The organism is Flagellimonas spongiicola, from assembly GCF_023502425.1.
Lineage (GTDB): Bacteria > Bacteroidota > Bacteroidia > Flavobacteriales > Flavobacteriaceae > Flagellimonas > Flagellimonas spongiicola.
In genome coordinates this window covers 523,020-539,285 of record NZ_JAMFMA010000003.1, presented here as the reverse complement: position 1 = coordinate 539,285, position 16,266 = coordinate 523,020, and the positions used below count along the sequence as shown (strand labels likewise).

The following is a 16,266-nucleotide window of genomic DNA, read 5'->3' as shown; positions in this document are numbered from 1 at the left end:
ACAGTAAAAGCCCTGTATTTATGATACGGGGCTTTTTATTTACTAAAAAAAATCGAAATAAATTTTACCAAATTGTAACTTTTTCAAAATTCCTACGTATAACTTAATGAGCTCCGGTTCGAAAAATAAAAAAAGAAGGGAAATTTAGATGAGACAGTTAAAGATTACAAAACAGGTTACCAATAGGGAAACCGCATCGTTGGACAAGTATTTACAGGAAATCGGTAAAGTGGATTTGATCACTGCCGATGAGGAGGTGGAATTGGCACAGCGAATTAAAGCGGGAGACCAGATAGCCTTGGAAAAATTAACTAAAGCCAACCTCAGGTTCGTGGTTTCGGTTGCAAAACAGTACCAAAACCAAGGATTGACCCTTCCTGATTTGATCAATGAAGGAAATTTAGGCCTAATCAAAGCAGCACAACGTTTTGATGAAACCCGTGGATTTAAATTTATATCCTACGCCGTTTGGTGGATTCGTCAATCTATTCTTCAGGCATTGGCAGAGCAATCGCGTATTGTACGTTTACCATTGAACAAGATTGGTTCCATCAACAAAATCAACAAGACTTTTGCATTTTTGGAGCAAGCACATGAACGTATACCTTCTGCAGAGGAAATTGCCAAAGAATTGGACATGACCGTTGAGGATGTAAAGCAATCCTTGAAAAATTCAGGTCGTCACGTATCTATGGACGCACCTTTGATTGATGGTGAGGATTCTAATTTGTATGACGTTCTGCGAAGTGGTGAATCACCCAATCCTGATAAAGAATTATTGCACGAATCATTGCGTACAGAAATTGAAAGAGCATTAGAGACTTTGACACCTCGAGAAGCTGATGTTATCCGTCTTTACTTCGGTTTGGCAGGACAACACTCAATGACGCTAGAAGAAATTGGTGAAACTTTTGATTTGACCAGAGAGCGTGTACGTCAGATTAAGGAAAAAGCAATTAGAAGGTTGAAACATACCTCCAGAAGTAAAATTTTGAAGACATATTTGGGTTAATTGTAAGATTACCCACACGAATTACACGTTAAACTATCCTTAAATTTGTTTTTTGGCAGGAAAGTTGTAATTTGTAAACCTACAACAGTTTATCATGACTGTTCGTTTTTTGATTGATGAATAAACTCCGGCTGATTACCGGAGTTTTTTCATTTTAGGAAGTTCCGTAAAAGCAGGCCGATTTCCCGTCTAAATCCGTATTACTTCAACCCTTATTCACTTTGTTTTATGCATTTAACTTTGAAAAACGGTTGTCTACGGGGCTTAGGCTTTAACTAAGACCGTATTTCGTATTTTCATCATCCAAAACTATGTTTTGGGCTTTTTTTCTAAAGAAAAAGCATTACGGACATGATAGAACAAAAACAATACGCCAAATACCGAGTTTATTATCACATTCTATTTTGGTTGGCGTATATTCTTTTCTACACTGTATTCTGGGGTAGTTACAAAAACAACAACTACTGGGATGAATTTTTACAACTCTTGTTCCTTTTACCTTGGAAAATTATCCCAACCTACATCACGCTTTATTATTTAATGCCAAAGTACTTGTACTCCAAGAAATTTACGAAGTACATCATACTTTTGTTGATTTTGGGAATCTCTATGGCGTTAATTGATCGTTACTTAAACTGGCGATACCTTTACCGATGGTTTAAGTATGAAACAGGCAATTGGAAAGACCCAGTCTGGTACGCACCAAAAGTATTTAATTCGTTATTAGTAGTGTACATTCCGGTATTTGTGGCAATGGCCATCAAATTACAACGTTTCATTTTCCAAAAAGACCAAATAAACAAAGCTTTGGAAAAGGAAAAAGTAGAAACCGAGCTTAAATTTCTAAAGGCACAAATACATCCGCATTTTCTATTCAATACATTGAATAGCATTTACTCCCTATCACTAAATAAATCAGCAAAAACACCAGATGCGGTTTTGGGTTTATCGAAATTCTTGGATTACATGCTTTATGAATGCAATGACAAGTTGATCACTGTGGAAAAAGAGTGGGAACAACTCATGAATTTGGTGGCATTGGAACGCTTACGCTACGGTGAAAATCTCACAATATCAGCAAACATAAGGGATGACAATAAGGAAAGTCTAATTCCACCATTGCTTTTATTGCCATTTGTGGAAAACGCATTCAAACATGGTGCGGACAGTCTAATTGAAGACTCGTGGATCACTATTGATCTTAAGCTTCATGAGCAACAATTACAGTTTATGGTCGAAAACAGCAAGGCCCCATCTGAAATCTCGGAAAATTTGGATAGTGATAAGAACATAGGCCTTAAAAATGTTCGCAGGCGTTTAGACTTGTTCTTTCCCGACAAACATGAACTAAAAATCTTGGAAGAACCTGATAGTTTCTTGGTGAAACTTGAAATTGACCTTAGCGATATAAGTTCTTAATTTCGCACAGTTATGGCCCAAAAAATGAAATGCATAATCGTAGATGACGAACCTTTGGCGCGTGACGTTTTGGAGGGTTATGCCAAGCAAATGGACCAACTGGAAGTAATCGCGGTATGTGCCAATGCAGTAGAAGCTTTTGGCTATTTGCAAAAACATAAAATAGACCTGATGTTTTTGGATATTAAAATGCCCAAAATCAACGGTATGGAGTTGCTAGAATCCCTAAACCCTATTCCTCTAGTGGTCTTCACAACTGCCTATCGCGAATATGCCATCAAAGCTTTTGAATTGGATGCCATTGATTACCTATTGAAACCCATCTCTTTGGGAAGGTTCATGAAATCCGTAGCGAAAGCTAACAAATTTCTAAATGGCAATTTAGACCCTGATAGATTAGCGTCTCCAACAGAAACGATTAGTAAACCAACACTATCGGATGAACCTGAGTTGTTGTACATAAAATCACAACGAAAAATTGTTAAGTTGGATTTATCAGAAATCAGTTATTTGGAAAGTCTGAATGACAAAGTTATCATCCACTCTGGCACAAATAAAATCAACACCACACAACGCATAGGATACCTGGCAGAAAAACTACCTAAAAAACAATTTATACGAATCCACAGGTCTTTTATTGTTTCTGCTGACAAGGTAACTGCTTTCAACAGCATCATGGTGGAGGTAAATGGTAAAGAACTGCCGGTAGGTAGAAATTATCGTTCCCAAGCCATGGAAGTACTTCAAGACCGAGCAAAATAAAAGCGCGTTTTACTACAATAACGTTAAGCATTCCTTAAATCAGGGCTCAATACCTTTACCATCACAGTTACGACAGTGAAAAGTACGTTTTCGGCACCAAACCGACCTTAAGTGTCATCTACCTCGATTTAGCCAGCATAGCCAAACAACACTTGAAATTGGGGTATAAGCAATAGTTCTTTGATACATCATCAAAAAACTACAGTCACATGAAATCCTTTTGGCCGACTATACTATTTCTATTACCTATCCTTACATTTTCCCAATACGATGGCGGTGATACCAGGGCCAATTTCAAGTATAATATCCAAAGGGCTACTACTGAAATCACCTTGGACGCTGTCATTGGAGAAGATGAATGGACAGAATACCAACCTTTTAGTCCTTTTTACAATCATTGGCCAACCGATACCGGTTTTGCGGAAAATCAAACAGAGGTCAAGCTCACATATGACCATCAAAACCTTTATGTTATGGCCAAGTGCTACGATAAAGGAAAACGGATCGTTCAATCCCTTATGCGTGACAATCGCCAAGATTATTGGGATAGTGACAACTTTTCAATTGTTTTAGATCCTGTTAACAATAAACAAAGTGGTTTTCTTTTTGGTGTTACCGCAGGTGGTTCAGAAATAGAAGGCGATTTAACCATTAGAGGGTCACAAACAGATTTCTCGGAAAATTGGGACAATAAATGGGCTTCTAGAACAGCGCAATATGATGGATATTGGATTGTGGAAATGGCGATTCCTTTCAAAACCCTTCGTTACAATCCAAACCAAAGTAATTGGGGAATTAATTTTATTCGCGGGGACAAACAAAACAATGCGTATACCACTTGGACCCTATACCCATTGAACTTTAGCACCGCAAGCATGAATTTCATGGGCACGCTAAACTGGGACAAAAGCCCAGAAAAGGCAAAAGGAGCTTTTATTCTCAATCCGTATGTAACTTCATCAACATTAAGGGATTTTGAAGACAGCGAGCAACTTGAAGCCGATTTCAATAGTGATATTGGTGGGGAAGTGAAAATAGCGTTGACAAGTAATCTTAATTTGGATTTAACCTTGTTTCCGGACTTCTCCAATGCAGATGTGGACCAACAGGTAACTAACATTACCCGCTTTAGTATCTTTCTCCCGGAACAGCGTAATTTCTTTCTCGAAAACAGTGATATCTTTTCAAGTTTTGGAAGCTATGATGTTCGACCATTTTTCTCAAGACGTATCGGGATTATTGATGGTACACCCACACCCATAGATTTTGGTGGCCGATTGACGGGAAATGTTACCCCAAACCTTAGGATTGGCGTAATGAACTTACAAACCCAACAAACCGACGATTTAGCTGCGCAGAATTATAGTGTTGGAGCATTTCAACATAAAATTTTGAAACGCTCTGTGATCAAGGGTATTTTCATGAACAGACAGGCTACCAGCACAACACAGGATTTGGAATTTTCCAGAAATGCAGGTTTGGAATTCAGTTATGTGTCAGAAAGTGGTAAGTTAAACACCACCTTTTTATATCATACGTCCATAACACCCGAAAACTATGACAACACCCACTTTTATGGATTTGTAGGTTCATTTACTTCAAAACGTTTCCGCTCAGGTTGGACTTTTAATGTGGTTGGTGACAATTACATTACCGAGTTGGGGGTCAATCCGCGACTGGAAAACTACAATGCAATAACCGAGGAAACCACAAGGGTTGGATATACTTTGATCAATCCTTGGGTTCGTTATCTAACATTTATTGATGATGAAACCAAAAAATTAAACTCACATGGGCTACGCACATGGCACAACTTATACTTGAATCCCGATGGTTCTTTTAATGAAAGCCAAAACAACTTTGGATGGGATTTTTATTATCGAAATACGGCCAGATTAACGTTGTTATCAAGGTATCGTAAGGTAAACCTCATGTTCCCAACGGGTCTTTTGGGTGATGATTATACGCCAATCCCTGTTGGTGATTATTCGTTCCCTTGGGCTGAACTACGTTATGATTCCGATGTCAGGAAAGCTTTTGTATGGAACACACGACTTGCCTATGGGCAATTTTTCAACGGAACTAGAATGGGGGCAATGGTGCAAGGTTCATACAGACTCAGACCTTGGGGAAGCTTTGGAATCACATATGACTATAATGATATTCGATTGGCCGAAGGTTTTGGAGAAGACCAATTACACCTGATTCGGTTCAATGGGGATATTAGCTTTTCCAATAAGCTGTTCCTTAGGAACGTACTGCAATACAACACCCAAGGGGATAATTTTAGTGTGTTTTCCAGATTCCAATGGAGATACAGTCCAATGTCTGATATATTCCTAATCTTCAATGAAAATCACGACACCCAAGGATTGGGCATCAAAAACAGGTCGGTTGTTCTTAAAGTCACCTATTGGCTTTAGCAATCTCAGGGTAAGGAGCACAATGCCGGATCATTTCGTTATTTTTGTGCAAGCTATAGAATGAAATGAGTGAAAAGATAGTTGCTCCTTCCCTTTTGGCAGCAGATTTTGCCAATTTACAACGTGATATTGAAATGGTGAACCAAAGTGAAGCCGGTTGGTTTCATTTGGATGTTATGGACGGTGTATTCGTACCAAATATTTCCTTTGGAATGCCTATAATCAAGGCTATCGCCTTACATGCCCAAAAAACTTTGGATGTACACCTTATGATCGTGGATCCCGACAGGTACATTAAGACATTTGCCAATTTGGGCGCCAATAATCTTACTGTGCATTACGAAGCCTGCAACCACCTACATCGTACACTACAATCCATAAAAAGTGAAGGTATGCTTGCAGGGGTTGCACTAAATCCACATACTTCGGTAAACCTGCTTGAAGATACCATCCAAGATATTGATTTGGTTTGTTTAATGAGTGTGAATCCTGGTTTTGGAGGACAATCGTTTATTGAGAACACCTATCAAAAAGTAAGAGATTTGAAAGCGCTTATCCAAAAGAAAAATACTAAAACCTTAATCGAAATTGATGGAGGTGTTAATTCCGGGAATGCCGCTAAACTAATAGAAGCAGGGGCTGATGTATTAGTTGCCGGAAGCTTTGTCTTCAAAAGTGATGATCCAACAGCAACAATTCAAGATCTTAAGCAAAGGATAAACTAATGCAGGACAATTTTGATATTGTTATTGTTGGCGGTGGCCCTATTGGTATTGCTTGTGGATTGGAGGCCAAAAAAAATGGTCTTTCCTATGTCATTATTGAGAAAGGACCTATTGTAAATTCCCTATTCAATTATCCCATCAACATGCAGTTTTTTTCTTCCTCCGAAAAACTGGAAATTGATGACATTCCATTTATAAGCAAAGAAGCTAAACCCAAGCGAAATGAGGCATTGGAGTACTATAGAAGAATTGTGACATCCAACAACCTCAACATCAATCTCTTTGAGAAAGTGGGTACGGTAACCAAAAAAAATGATTTTTTTGAAATCGAAACGGACAAAGCCAATTACTTAGCCAAAAATGTAATTGTTGCCACCGGTTTTTATGATCTCCCCAATAAAATCAACGTTCAAGGTGAAGAGCTACCCAAAGTTTCGCATTATTACAAGGATCCACATTTTTATGCAAGCCAAAAATTGGCCATAGTAGGGGCATCCAACTCAGCAATAGATGCAGCATTGGAATGCTGGAGGAAAGGGGCTGAAGTCACCTTGATCATAAGAGGTCCAGAGGTCGGAAAGCGCGTAAAGTATTGGGTGCGTCCAGATATCATTAATCGAATTGAGGAAGGAAGTATAAAAGCCTATTACAATGCAAACGTTACTTCTATTTCTCCAACAACATTGACCATTAACACGCCAAAAGGCGCCATTGTGTTGGAAAATGATTTTGTTCTTGCATTAACTGGTTATCGGCCAAATTTCAAATTTCTGCAAGATTTGGGAATCGAACTATCCCAAGATAATAAAAAATTACCCTCTTACAATCCCGAAACCATGGAATCCAATGTAAAGGGTCTTTTTCTGGCTGGGGTTATTTGCGGTGGTATGGAAACCCATAAATGGTTTATTGAAAACTCTAGGATTCATGCCCCAATAATCATCAATAGCATCAAAGAGAAGTTAAAGCAAGTTTAATTTGCCGCTAAAAGTCATCTCTTACCCTCTGCCTTCCCTTTCCTTATAAAATTCCGTAAATTTAAGTGATGACCTATTAGAAATCACTATGGAAATGTTGCGACATATGCATTTGGCTGCCCAATATCTTGCCATGGGAGGAAAGAGCTTTTTGGAGGCCAAAGCTGATGATAGCCATACCAATCTGAGCTTTGCAAAAGACGAAAACCAACTTCAAACTAGAGAATTGGACAATTCTGGCAATAGATTATGCTTGGATTATGAACGGTATGGACTATTGTGGAGCAATTCAGAAGACTTTATAGGACTTGAAGGCAATAGCCATGCATCCATTCTGCAATGGCTTCAGGAAACCTCCAGCAAGATGGAATTAAAACCTTATTCCTATCAATTGCACTATAAATTACCTTACACAACAGACTCAGGTTTTGTTTTTGGCCCACCAGACAAGGAACAGATTAATACACTGATTGAATTTAGAAGTTTGGCCCAGGACGCCATTCAGTCTTTTTTGAACGCCCAACACTTAAAATCTGAAATTCGCGTATGGCCCCATCATTTTGACACCGGAGCATTTTCTGCTTTGAATAATGGCTCAGGGAAATCCATTGGACTTGGTATGGCAACACCAGATGCCATTGTCGATGACTTTTATTTTTATCTCAGTGGATATCGAGGTCACAACAACCTGAATACTTGGGCATTTAATAGATTATCCCATGGCAACTGGGTAAATGACAATTTTAAAGGTGCTGTTTTAGCGGCTTCGGGAGTGACTAAAAACCAAGTAACTCAATTTTTTTCAGAAGCATTGGATGGTTATATGCGCTAAAGCATAATCAGATAGTGTAACAAAGCACTACCTATAAAACCTTGTTCCACTTCTTCCCCGCTTGTTATGGCATTAAATTCCCTACCCAATCCCAATGTGAGGCCTAATTTGGTTTTACCATTTCCTAGAGGAAGAAAATAGCCACCTTCCAACCATGGTTGTACAATCAAAACATAAGTACTTCCGGTAATAGGAGCATCGGCTGGTCCAATGTCAATCCAATCTATATTCATACTCCATACATCCAAATTCAATCCTGCGATAAATTCTCCTTTACCAGATGGAAAGTGCTTTCTAATGCCCAATGAACCACCAAAACCTTCCCCTTCTTCACTAATATTTACGTCACTAAAATCCTTACGATCTGTAAAATTGGCTCCTACCCTAAGCAACATCGTGGTATTTTCATTGATTCCATGCTGTAAATTCAAAGTAGGGATAACGCCGGCAGGATAGGCTTGAAAAGAGACCCCAAATCCAGTGTTTTGTCCATTAGCGATGCTGAACGTTCCAAAAATGAATAGGTATAGCAGGTACTTTTTCACTAAATCATCTTTAATTGTGCTTCGAGGGCGCCATTGGCTTTCAACATTGCCCTACCATCACTAAAACTAAGATAGGAATGCCCTTCCCTATGATTCAGAATACTAATCTGATTAAGATAGGACCAATGCCTCGTAATTTCTTTCCAGGCAAAAAACAGGGAATGTTTAGGGTCGTAAATATGCGTTGCTTCCCCGCCTGCACCGTTAATCTCTATAACACTAAAGTTTTTACCCGCTGCCAAGTCTTCCAGCGAATGGTACAATATATCCAGACGTCCATAATGGAAACCATTCATTCTAGAACAAACGCTATTTATGGTATTCAATATCCCATCGTTCAATTTATGTGAAATGTCCACAAACTTTGCTCCACGAGTATGGCTACCAAATGGCACCAATATGAATTCTTCACCCTTGGGCAATACTTGATTCAATATTGCGCCAAATTTCTTTTGAAGGGGTTTAAGTTGAAAATGACTTCGTGGGTCTTTCTTAATCAGTTGTAAAATATTGCTGTTTCCATCTCCAATTACAGACAAAAACTCCTTTGACACAATTCCTGTGACTTTGCCCTTGGATTCGCCTGGCATTCGAACATAGAACACCCCTACCTCCTTAGTAAAGGGTATCAATTCCTGAACCAAGAAATTTTCTGGTGTTTTCTTGCAATAGGCCTGAAATTCTTGTGCATTCCAGATTTTCTCAACTCCGAATGCTTTCATTCCAATATCTGGTTTTGCAATAAATGGAAACTTGATTCCAGCTTCCAAGATTCGCTCCAACATCTGTTTTGGATTGGAATTCTTGGCAACAAAAATGGTCTCTGGAATGTGCTCATTGGGAATGAGGTTGTAAATATCCATTTTCGACTCCATGGCCATTCCACCATTCTTCATAGATGGGTTGGCAGCATTGAAAAAGAAAAATGACCTTGCCTTGATTGAAAAATACACCCAAACTGGAAATAGAGGGTAATATATGGCCCATAGCGGCCAATATTCCCAATGTGTCAATTTATGCCATTTTAAGCGCCAGTTCATAAGGCCGTTGTTAAATTTTCATTTATAAATCTAGCGTTGAATTCCTTCTGGTTGCGCAGATCAAGATGTTTCATATGTGTACCTAACTGCGAGCTTATAACTTGGGTAACACTAAAAGTTTTCAACCCGGTTTCCCGATCAATAATAAATCCGTTCTCATAATCTTGTTGGTTGGATGAATGAAAGTCTAGAATACTCTTCCCTTCCAATTCACTGCCTGAATTGATAAAAGATTGGAAAAGTGTTGCTCTTTTGGCCCTAGCCTGTTGGTCATAAAGCGTCGACGAAGACCATATGTAATCTGCATTGGCATCCAACATCTTGTGATGTTTCTCTTCTCCATCCCATCTGAACTCAAATAAGACATTACCTTGATTAACAACGATTGTAAAAGGTTCTATTTTCGTCAAATCCATCTGGAAAAGTAGCTCCTGAGGTTGCTCATGACATACTACTTCCAAAAGTAAAACACCTCTGCTCTTTTCATATGGAAGTTTTCTTTTATGGTTTTCGAAGGCGCCATTCAATAGTACAACTACCAAACCATTTTCGTTAAAAGCGAACCAGCTACCACCTGCCTGAGGATCTTTTGGAAAGATTACACGAACTCCATTGATTACCTCCTCTTTCGGTTCCAATGCTGAAGGACGTGCTATGTGTTCATCTCTATTAGAAGTAATGAATGTCTTGGAATTTCTTCTTATGTAGCTTACTGTGCACATGCTTGTCTATGTTGAAGTGTAGATGGCGCTACGCCAAATGACTCGGGAACATTTAAATCCGTGAAGTGTTGAATACCAATTTTGATCAGGGCATGATGATGTATGGTATGTTCAAGGTTGTACATGACTTCGCGGAAATAGTTGGAATCCAGGTAATTTTCAATGCCATTTAAATCGTAACTAACCGTAACAGGTTTATTTGGTTTTTCCAAGTTATCCTGTATCCAAGAAATTTGTTGGATGGCATACAATGGATCTTGCTCAATTTTCCGATTTCGTTCCCTTCGGTCATAGGAAACATCAGCACACTCATAGCCATTGAGCAAACAGAGATACAACTCGATGATATGGCGCGTATGTTGACCAATACTAGCATTGGAAAGGACTTCACATGATTTTGAATAACATGATTCTGGTAAGGCTTCAAGAATATCCTTGAATTGTTCCAACGTTCCTAATGAAGATTTGAACATGTTCTTTATGAGGTTTTTAAGTTGAGATGTCTTTTTATGAATACATACAGGAGATAGATTGCAAATCCTAAATACAATACTCCCATTAAAATACTTGTAATGAAACTGTAATCTGAGTAATTGTTGAAAATATATTTCCCAACAAAAATGAAAATAGCCAGTCCGATAAAACTTCCTATACCAATTCCCATGAGGTAAAAATTATAGAACCCTTTGCTTTTCTTTAGAATACCCTTAGCCGTTAACACCTTGCTCCAAGTTAACCAAAAAGGTATCTGTAATGGATTTAAGGCACTTAACAGTAATCCCAGAACAAAAGCCGAACTTATTTTTGGAAAAAACGCTGAATTAGAGCTTAACTCTTGCGTGTGCTGTGCAGAAAGAAAACTGGAAGTTGACAGATATAATAATAACAAAACGCCCAATGGAAGAAGGTAATTGGTCACACGTCCGCTAATATCAAGGTATTCGCTGCCATACAATGCTATTCTTACCATAATCAATTCCACCAAAATAACAGCAAAGGCAAACCACAATGCTGCGACTAACCCTTCTGATGCAGCAATATCAAATGCCGTTAGATTTAAGGTTCCTAACGGTAGAGCCCCCAAAAAGCTTACTAGCATTCCATAAAATCCAACTTTTAAAAATCTATACATCTGTGATATTAGGCTGCAACAAATTAATCAATTTACTGTCTCTAAAATAGGCATACCCTACAGTATCCAGAAATATTAAACTGTAGATTATCGACTTTAACCTAAGCTTAAGATTATCGTTCTACAATGGTTTGCCAGTTTTTATCTGCTTTGGAACGCAGTTCATCCGGTGATTCTTGGAGCCAGAGTTCCAAGGTATTGGTATTGCCGGAATTATAGAACAAATAAAGTTTGCCTTCCCTGATTTCAAAGGTTTCTGGATTTATGTTCACTTTTTTACCCGATACTGCTACTGCATATGCACAGTAACCTCCATATGCCGGTAAGAATTTAGTAGGTTCTTTTTCAAACCTTTCCTTGTTACCTAGTGTGGAAAAACGATATTCAACACCCTCATAGTTGGTTGAAAACACCTTGTTACCTTCCGCTGCATTACCATCAAAATAGGCAACAACATCATAACCTTTAGCGGCCAATCCCTTTTTTGTGTTCACATGTTTGGATTGCCCTAAGGCCGCAATTGCCGATAAAATCAGTAGGATAAAAACAATCTTTTTCATTTTAGTGACTTTCCCTCATAGGTCGCATGGATAGGTGTTCCATTACAATGAACCCCAAATCATTGCCCATAATTGCCAATTTAAAAGCCCATGAGAAGCATCTCATGGGCCTTTCTAACCAAAAAATCTATTCATCAATCATTAGGACCGACTCCTATGTTATTAGATGTCAATTTTTCTAAAAACTTGTATGGAACTGCGGGTTTAAGTGAAAATTAACATATGCGAACTAGTTAGTGAGGGGGTGGACCTTTTGGATGACCACCAGGTGGGCCTCCCCTACCTGGACCATGTCGCATTGCCCTTTGCATAATTTCTTCAAGCTGCTCCCGCTGTTCAGGATTACAAATGGAGGCAATATTCTGGAAGTGACTGTAAATCTCATTGTTTTTTGCCACAAACAACACACCCATTCTTTCTGATAAGGAATCTTTTTGAGAAGTCTTTATAGCTACGTCCTCATCAATAGTAAAAAAGGATCTTCTCAAAAATATCAACTCATCATCAAGTGCACGCATCCTACTCCGGTGCTGTCTTTCCAACCTCATAAATTCAGTAGTTTGCTCCACACTGAAATTGAGTTCTTGTGTCATAAAATCACGTGATGGCCTAGGAGGCTTTTCGTTCTGATTCAAAAGCATAAATAGCAGTACACCATTCATTACCATTAGGAAAATCAATAAAGCTGAGAAAAGTAGATTCTTCTTCATGCCAAATTAATTTAGGATTGAATTTCCGTCAGTAGGTGAAAGTTGGTAATACTCCACTAAAGTCTGAAGTTCATCAACTTGACTTTCCTTATTGTAGTAATAGAGCGCAACTAAGTTCAACAATACCATTATCAATAAAGTAGCCCATTGGTATTTGGGAACAAACCAGGGTAATAATGCACCTGTACTCCTTGTTTCACTGTCCCTGGAGAGACGCTGTAACACCTTATCCTTAAAAAAAGGTGGAGTTTTCACTGATTCAATCGTAACACCAGCGTCGAGGATCTCAGTTATTTTTTGAGATGTAGTCTTTTCCGCATCCATATCTTTTTGAGTTATCTATTTAGATGTTTTTTTGTTTTTTTTCTTGCGCTTCAATGGTCATTTTTATAATAATTTTCCAAAATTTTCTGCAGGTTCCTTCTTGCTCTAAAAAGCAATGACTCAATTGAAGAAACACTTTTCCCTGTTATCCCACTAACTTCCTTATAGCTTAAACCATCAATTTTGTTCAATGTAAAAACCACCCGTTGTGCCTCAGGTAATTTGTTGATTGCCAGGAATAGCATTTCACTGCGTTCCTTGTTTTCCAGAACAATTCCAGGATGATCAAATACCGTGAAGTAAGAAGACCTATCCATCGGAATTAAGTTCCCGGTAATCGATTGCATAAATCCAAATCGCTTTTTCGTGTTTTTTTTACGAATAAATTCCAAGCACTTATTCACCGAAATCCGATATATCCAAGTGCTCAATTTGGAATCTCCCTTAAATTTTGAAATGGAATGAAAAACTTCTACAAAAACTTCTTGGGCAATGTCCTCAGCATCTTCTTGATTGGGAACAAAAGAAAGACAGGTATTAAAGACTTTTTCCTGAAATTCTGCCATCAACCTTGCATAAGCAGCGTGTTTTTGCGCCTTTAGTTCAGTTAAAAATTCCTTGTCATCCAAGAGGTTAGTGCGTTGTTTTCCATGCAAGTTAAGAAGGTCTTTTCAAAAAAATTATCAGGCTTGCACAAGTTTTTTCATTCGTTCACATCTAAAACAACATACAAAATAGATACGAATGAATAGAAAAAGAATGAAGTCAGGTGTAACAGTTGCTACAGTATTGCTGATTGGTATCTCTACCCTTTATGCCCAAAGGCAAGACCAAAATAGAGCGCACAAAGGACCGCCAAGTTTTGAACAACTCTTGAAGGATTTAGATAGTAATGAAGATGGAAAACTATCTTCAAATGAAGTGAAGGGTCCATTAAAACGTGACTTTGATAAAGTAGACCTAAATGAAGATGGTTTCATAACTGAAGAGGAGTTCAACAAAGCCCCAAAACCCAAGAGAAGGGAAAGAAATCAGTAAACCCCATAAAAATCTTTTACATATGAAAAAGGAAAAGTTATTTAATCGGATTATGACTTCCGCTACTAGTTTTACAATTGTATTGGCTGGTTTTCTGGCCTGTAGTGCTGATACAGAAGATGATTTGTCAATTGGCGCAGATGATGATGAAATCATAAACTCAGGGGAACTTCATCCCGCGTTTCTAGAATTTGACGAAGACAATACCGATATCTACCTAGAGGGTAGTAATGTTGTTATTGAAACCAATGGCTTACCCAATCATACAACGGTGTATTGGGGCGCAGGACATGAATTGTACATTGATGAGCCCGGAGTGGAACTGACCCCAAGCAGGATACCAAATTTTAACGGAGAAGCTACTTTAAGGGTACCCCAAAATCCAGAATTAGCTTCAAGTAGCACCTCTACCAATATGGGTGCCATTGGTATTGCAGTTAGCGGTGCGGCAATTTTCAATGATCAAGAGGGAAATGGAGCGCTAAATGATGCTGCAGCTAGTTTAGATTATACTGGTGGACATATTGGTCCAGCGGAGTATCATTACCATCTGGAACCCACGGCTTGGTCAGAGGATGACGACAATCTCATTGGAATATTATCTGATGGTTTTTTTATCTACGGAAGAAAATGCCATGCTACAGGTGATTACCCTACGGACTTGGACGCGTCAGGAGGGCATTTTGGTATAACACAACATAGTTCCGAGCCTGAGTATCATTACCATATGGAGAATGAGCTTTATCTAAATCAATACTATGTGATTTTCCCAGGTGATTATCAAGGTACTCCTAATGCAATCAATTAAAATCATATACATAGGATTGTTGGCGTTTCTGGTGACGGATAACGACCCAGCGCACAACATATTGGAATCTTTTAGAATCCACGCACAAGAAGCTTATAAACACGAATTGGAGTTGCATCCATTGGAAGGTAAATGGTATTATAATGACACTCCATTTACTGGCTATGCGCTTTCTTACCATGCCAATGGCACCTTAGCAGAACAAATTGCTTTTAAAAATGGAAAAAAGCATGGCGTATTTCGTAAATGGTATCCAACCGGACAACTTAGAACGGAAGGACAATACGCGCATAACAGGCTGAATAAAGAACTTAAAAGCTGGTGGTCCAATGGCAACTTGAGCACAACTTCTTTTTATGTAATGGGTGAACGCCATGGAAAACAATGTAAATGGTACCCAAACGGACAATTAGCACGTTTAATCCATTTAAACTTTGGAAAAGAGGACGGATTGCAGCAGGCATGGTTGCAAAGCGGAAAACTATATGCCAACTACGAAGCCAAAAATGGTCGATTTTTTGGACTTAAAAGATCTAACCTTTGTTATGAACTTAAGGATGAAGTGGTACAACAATAAAGCAGGTTTTTACTTATTCGCTCTACTTACCACAGTGCTGATGGCATGTGGTGAGAAAAGAAATACCGAAAAAGAAAGTCGAGTTGCGGTTTTACCGTATTATGACGAACCCTCATTTACCCCCCTTTGGTTATCAAAGCAAAGTGATTCAATTACTGGAATCCATAGGATTCCCAATTTTACATTGATTAATCAGATGGGGGATACATTGACGGAAAAAACCTTTGAAAACAAAATTTACATCACTGATTTCTTTTTTACTTCCTGCCCAGGGATATGTCCTAAAATGACACAAAACATGACATTGTTACAAGATGCATTCCTTAACGATGCTGACATATTATTGCTATCCCATTCTGTAACTCCAGAATTGGATTCTGTGCCTATACTAAGGCATTATGCAGACGCCAAGGGTGTCGTTGACAATAAATGGCATTTGGTAACCGGGAAACGCAAAGACATTTACAACTTAGGACGTTTTGCCTATTTTATAGAAGAAGACTTAGGGTTTCAGAAAACCGAAGATGAATTTCTTCATACCGAAAACTTTGTCTTAATCGACAAAAACAGGCATATCCGCGGCATTTACAACGGATTGAACAAAACAGCCATAAATCAACTTATTGCAGACGTAAAAACCTTGCAAAAAGAGCGTTGATT

Annotated in this window: 20 protein-coding genes; 11 read left to right on the top strand and 9 right to left on the bottom strand. The window is 38.5% G+C overall.

Going from position 1 to position 16,266, the window contains the following annotated elements:
- Nucleotides 1–148 precede the first annotated feature (148 nt).
- The 7 genes from M3P19_RS14015 to M3P19_RS13985 all read left to right on the top strand — a co-directional run bounded on the left by M3P19_RS14015 (nucleotide 149) and on the right by M3P19_RS13985 (nucleotide 8,150).
- Nucleotides 149–1,012 (top strand): sigma-70 family RNA polymerase sigma factor, encoded by an 864-nt coding sequence (locus tag M3P19_RS14015; RefSeq protein ID WP_094997794.1) that lies wholly within the window; start codon nucleotides 149–151, stop codon nucleotides 1,010–1,012.
- 351 nt (nucleotides 1,013–1,363) lie between these two features.
- Nucleotides 1,364–2,431 carry a sensor histidine kinase gene (locus tag M3P19_RS14010; protein WP_249658318.1) on the top strand — a complete coding sequence of 356 codons (1,068 nt, stop codon included), beginning with the start codon at nucleotides 1,364–1,366 and terminating at the stop codon, nucleotides 2,429–2,431.
- A gap of 24 nt (nucleotides 2,432–2,455) precedes the next feature.
- Nucleotides 2,456–3,193 carry a LytR/AlgR family response regulator transcription factor gene (locus tag M3P19_RS14005; RefSeq protein ID WP_249658317.1) on the top strand — a complete coding sequence of 246 codons (738 nt, stop codon included), beginning with the start codon at nucleotides 2,456–2,458 and terminating at the stop codon, nucleotides 3,191–3,193.
- Nucleotides 3,194–3,402: 209 nt separating this feature from the next.
- A complete protein-coding gene (locus M3P19_RS14000; RefSeq protein ID WP_249658316.1) occupies nucleotides 3,403–5,616 on the top strand; it encodes a DUF5916 domain-containing protein in 2,214 nt (737 codons plus the stop codon).
- 65 nt (nucleotides 5,617–5,681) lie between these two features.
- Complete coding sequence (gene rpe / locus M3P19_RS13995; protein ID WP_249658315.1) at nucleotides 5,682–6,341, top strand: ribulose-phosphate 3-epimerase; 660 nt, start codon at nucleotides 5,682–5,684, stop codon at nucleotides 6,339–6,341.
- On the top strand, nucleotides 6,341–7,318 hold the full coding sequence (locus M3P19_RS13990; RefSeq protein WP_249658314.1) for a YpdA family putative bacillithiol disulfide reductase: 978 nt from the start codon (nucleotides 6,341–6,343) through the stop codon (nucleotides 7,316–7,318). The genes rpe and M3P19_RS13990 overlap by 1 nt, the downstream gene beginning before the upstream one ends.
- A gap of 94 nt (nucleotides 7,319–7,412) precedes the next feature.
- Nucleotides 7,413–8,150, top strand: a complete 738-nt coding sequence (locus M3P19_RS13985; RefSeq protein WP_249658313.1) for a hypothetical protein — start codon at nucleotides 7,413–7,415, stop codon at nucleotides 8,148–8,150.
- Here the strand turns inward: M3P19_RS13985 and M3P19_RS13980 are convergent.
- From M3P19_RS13980 to M3P19_RS13940, 9 genes are all read right to left on the bottom strand, one after another.
- A complete protein-coding gene (locus M3P19_RS13980; protein WP_249658312.1) occupies nucleotides 8,147–8,695 on the bottom strand; it encodes a hypothetical protein in 549 nt (182 codons plus the stop codon). The genes M3P19_RS13985 and M3P19_RS13980 overlap by 4 nt on opposite strands.
- A complete protein-coding gene (locus tag M3P19_RS13975; protein WP_249658311.1) occupies nucleotides 8,695–9,735 on the bottom strand; it encodes an ATP-grasp domain-containing protein in 1,041 nt (346 codons plus the stop codon). The genes M3P19_RS13980 and M3P19_RS13975 overlap by 1 nt, the downstream gene beginning before the upstream one ends.
- Complete coding sequence (locus M3P19_RS13970) at nucleotides 9,732–10,457, bottom strand: NRDE family protein (RefSeq protein WP_249658310.1); 726 nt, start codon at nucleotides 10,455–10,457, stop codon at nucleotides 9,732–9,734. The genes M3P19_RS13975 and M3P19_RS13970 overlap by 4 nt, the downstream gene beginning before the upstream one ends.
- Nucleotides 10,445–10,930 (bottom strand): DinB family protein, encoded by a 486-nt coding sequence (locus M3P19_RS13965; RefSeq protein ID WP_249658309.1) that lies wholly within the window; start codon nucleotides 10,928–10,930, stop codon nucleotides 10,445–10,447. The genes M3P19_RS13970 and M3P19_RS13965 overlap by 13 nt, the downstream gene beginning before the upstream one ends.
- A 5-nt stretch (nucleotides 10,931–10,935) precedes the next feature.
- Nucleotides 10,936–11,589, bottom strand: coding sequence for a LysE family transporter (locus tag M3P19_RS13960; protein WP_249658308.1), 654 nt, complete (start codon nucleotides 11,587–11,589; stop codon nucleotides 10,936–10,938).
- A gap of 113 nt (nucleotides 11,590–11,702) precedes the next feature.
- A complete protein-coding gene (locus M3P19_RS13955; RefSeq protein WP_249658307.1) occupies nucleotides 11,703–12,149 on the bottom strand; it encodes a YHS domain-containing (seleno)protein in 447 nt (148 codons plus the stop codon).
- Between the two features lie 233 nt (nucleotides 12,150–12,382).
- Entirely contained in the window at nucleotides 12,383–12,859 is a 477-nt protein-coding gene (locus M3P19_RS13950) for a Spy/CpxP family protein refolding chaperone (RefSeq protein WP_249658306.1), read from the bottom strand.
- Nucleotides 12,860–12,865: 6 nt separating this feature from the next.
- Nucleotides 12,866–13,183, bottom strand: coding sequence for a hypothetical protein (locus tag M3P19_RS13945; protein ID WP_249658305.1), 318 nt, complete (start codon nucleotides 13,181–13,183; stop codon nucleotides 12,866–12,868).
- 50 nt (nucleotides 13,184–13,233) lie between these two features.
- Nucleotides 13,234–13,839, bottom strand: a complete 606-nt coding sequence (locus M3P19_RS13940; RefSeq protein WP_249658304.1) for an RNA polymerase sigma factor — start codon at nucleotides 13,837–13,839, stop codon at nucleotides 13,234–13,236.
- A gap of 88 nt (nucleotides 13,840–13,927) precedes the next feature.
- Between M3P19_RS13940 and M3P19_RS13935 the strand changes: the two genes are divergently transcribed.
- Genes M3P19_RS13935 through M3P19_RS13920 form a run of 4 tightly spaced genes read left to right on the top strand, consistent with a single transcriptional unit; the run spans nucleotide 13,928 to nucleotide 16,264 of the window.
- Complete coding sequence (locus M3P19_RS13935) at nucleotides 13,928–14,221, top strand: EF-hand domain-containing protein (RefSeq protein ID WP_249658303.1); 294 nt, start codon at nucleotides 13,928–13,930, stop codon at nucleotides 14,219–14,221.
- 22 nt (nucleotides 14,222–14,243) lie between these two features.
- Nucleotides 14,244–15,029: a YHYH protein gene (locus M3P19_RS13930; protein WP_249658302.1), complete on the top strand. Its 786-nt coding sequence runs from the start codon at nucleotides 14,244–14,246 to the stop codon at nucleotides 15,027–15,029.
- Nucleotides 15,016–15,606, top strand: a complete 591-nt coding sequence (locus tag M3P19_RS13925) for a toxin-antitoxin system YwqK family antitoxin (RefSeq protein ID WP_249658301.1) — start codon at nucleotides 15,016–15,018, stop codon at nucleotides 15,604–15,606. The genes M3P19_RS13930 and M3P19_RS13925 overlap by 14 nt, the downstream gene beginning before the upstream one ends.
- Nucleotides 15,575–16,264: an SCO family protein gene (locus M3P19_RS13920; RefSeq protein WP_249658300.1), complete on the top strand. Its 690-nt coding sequence runs from the start codon at nucleotides 15,575–15,577 to the stop codon at nucleotides 16,262–16,264. Before M3P19_RS13925 ends, M3P19_RS13920 begins: the two co-directional genes overlap by 32 nt.
- The last annotated feature ends 2 nt before the right edge of the window (nucleotides 16,265–16,266 follow it).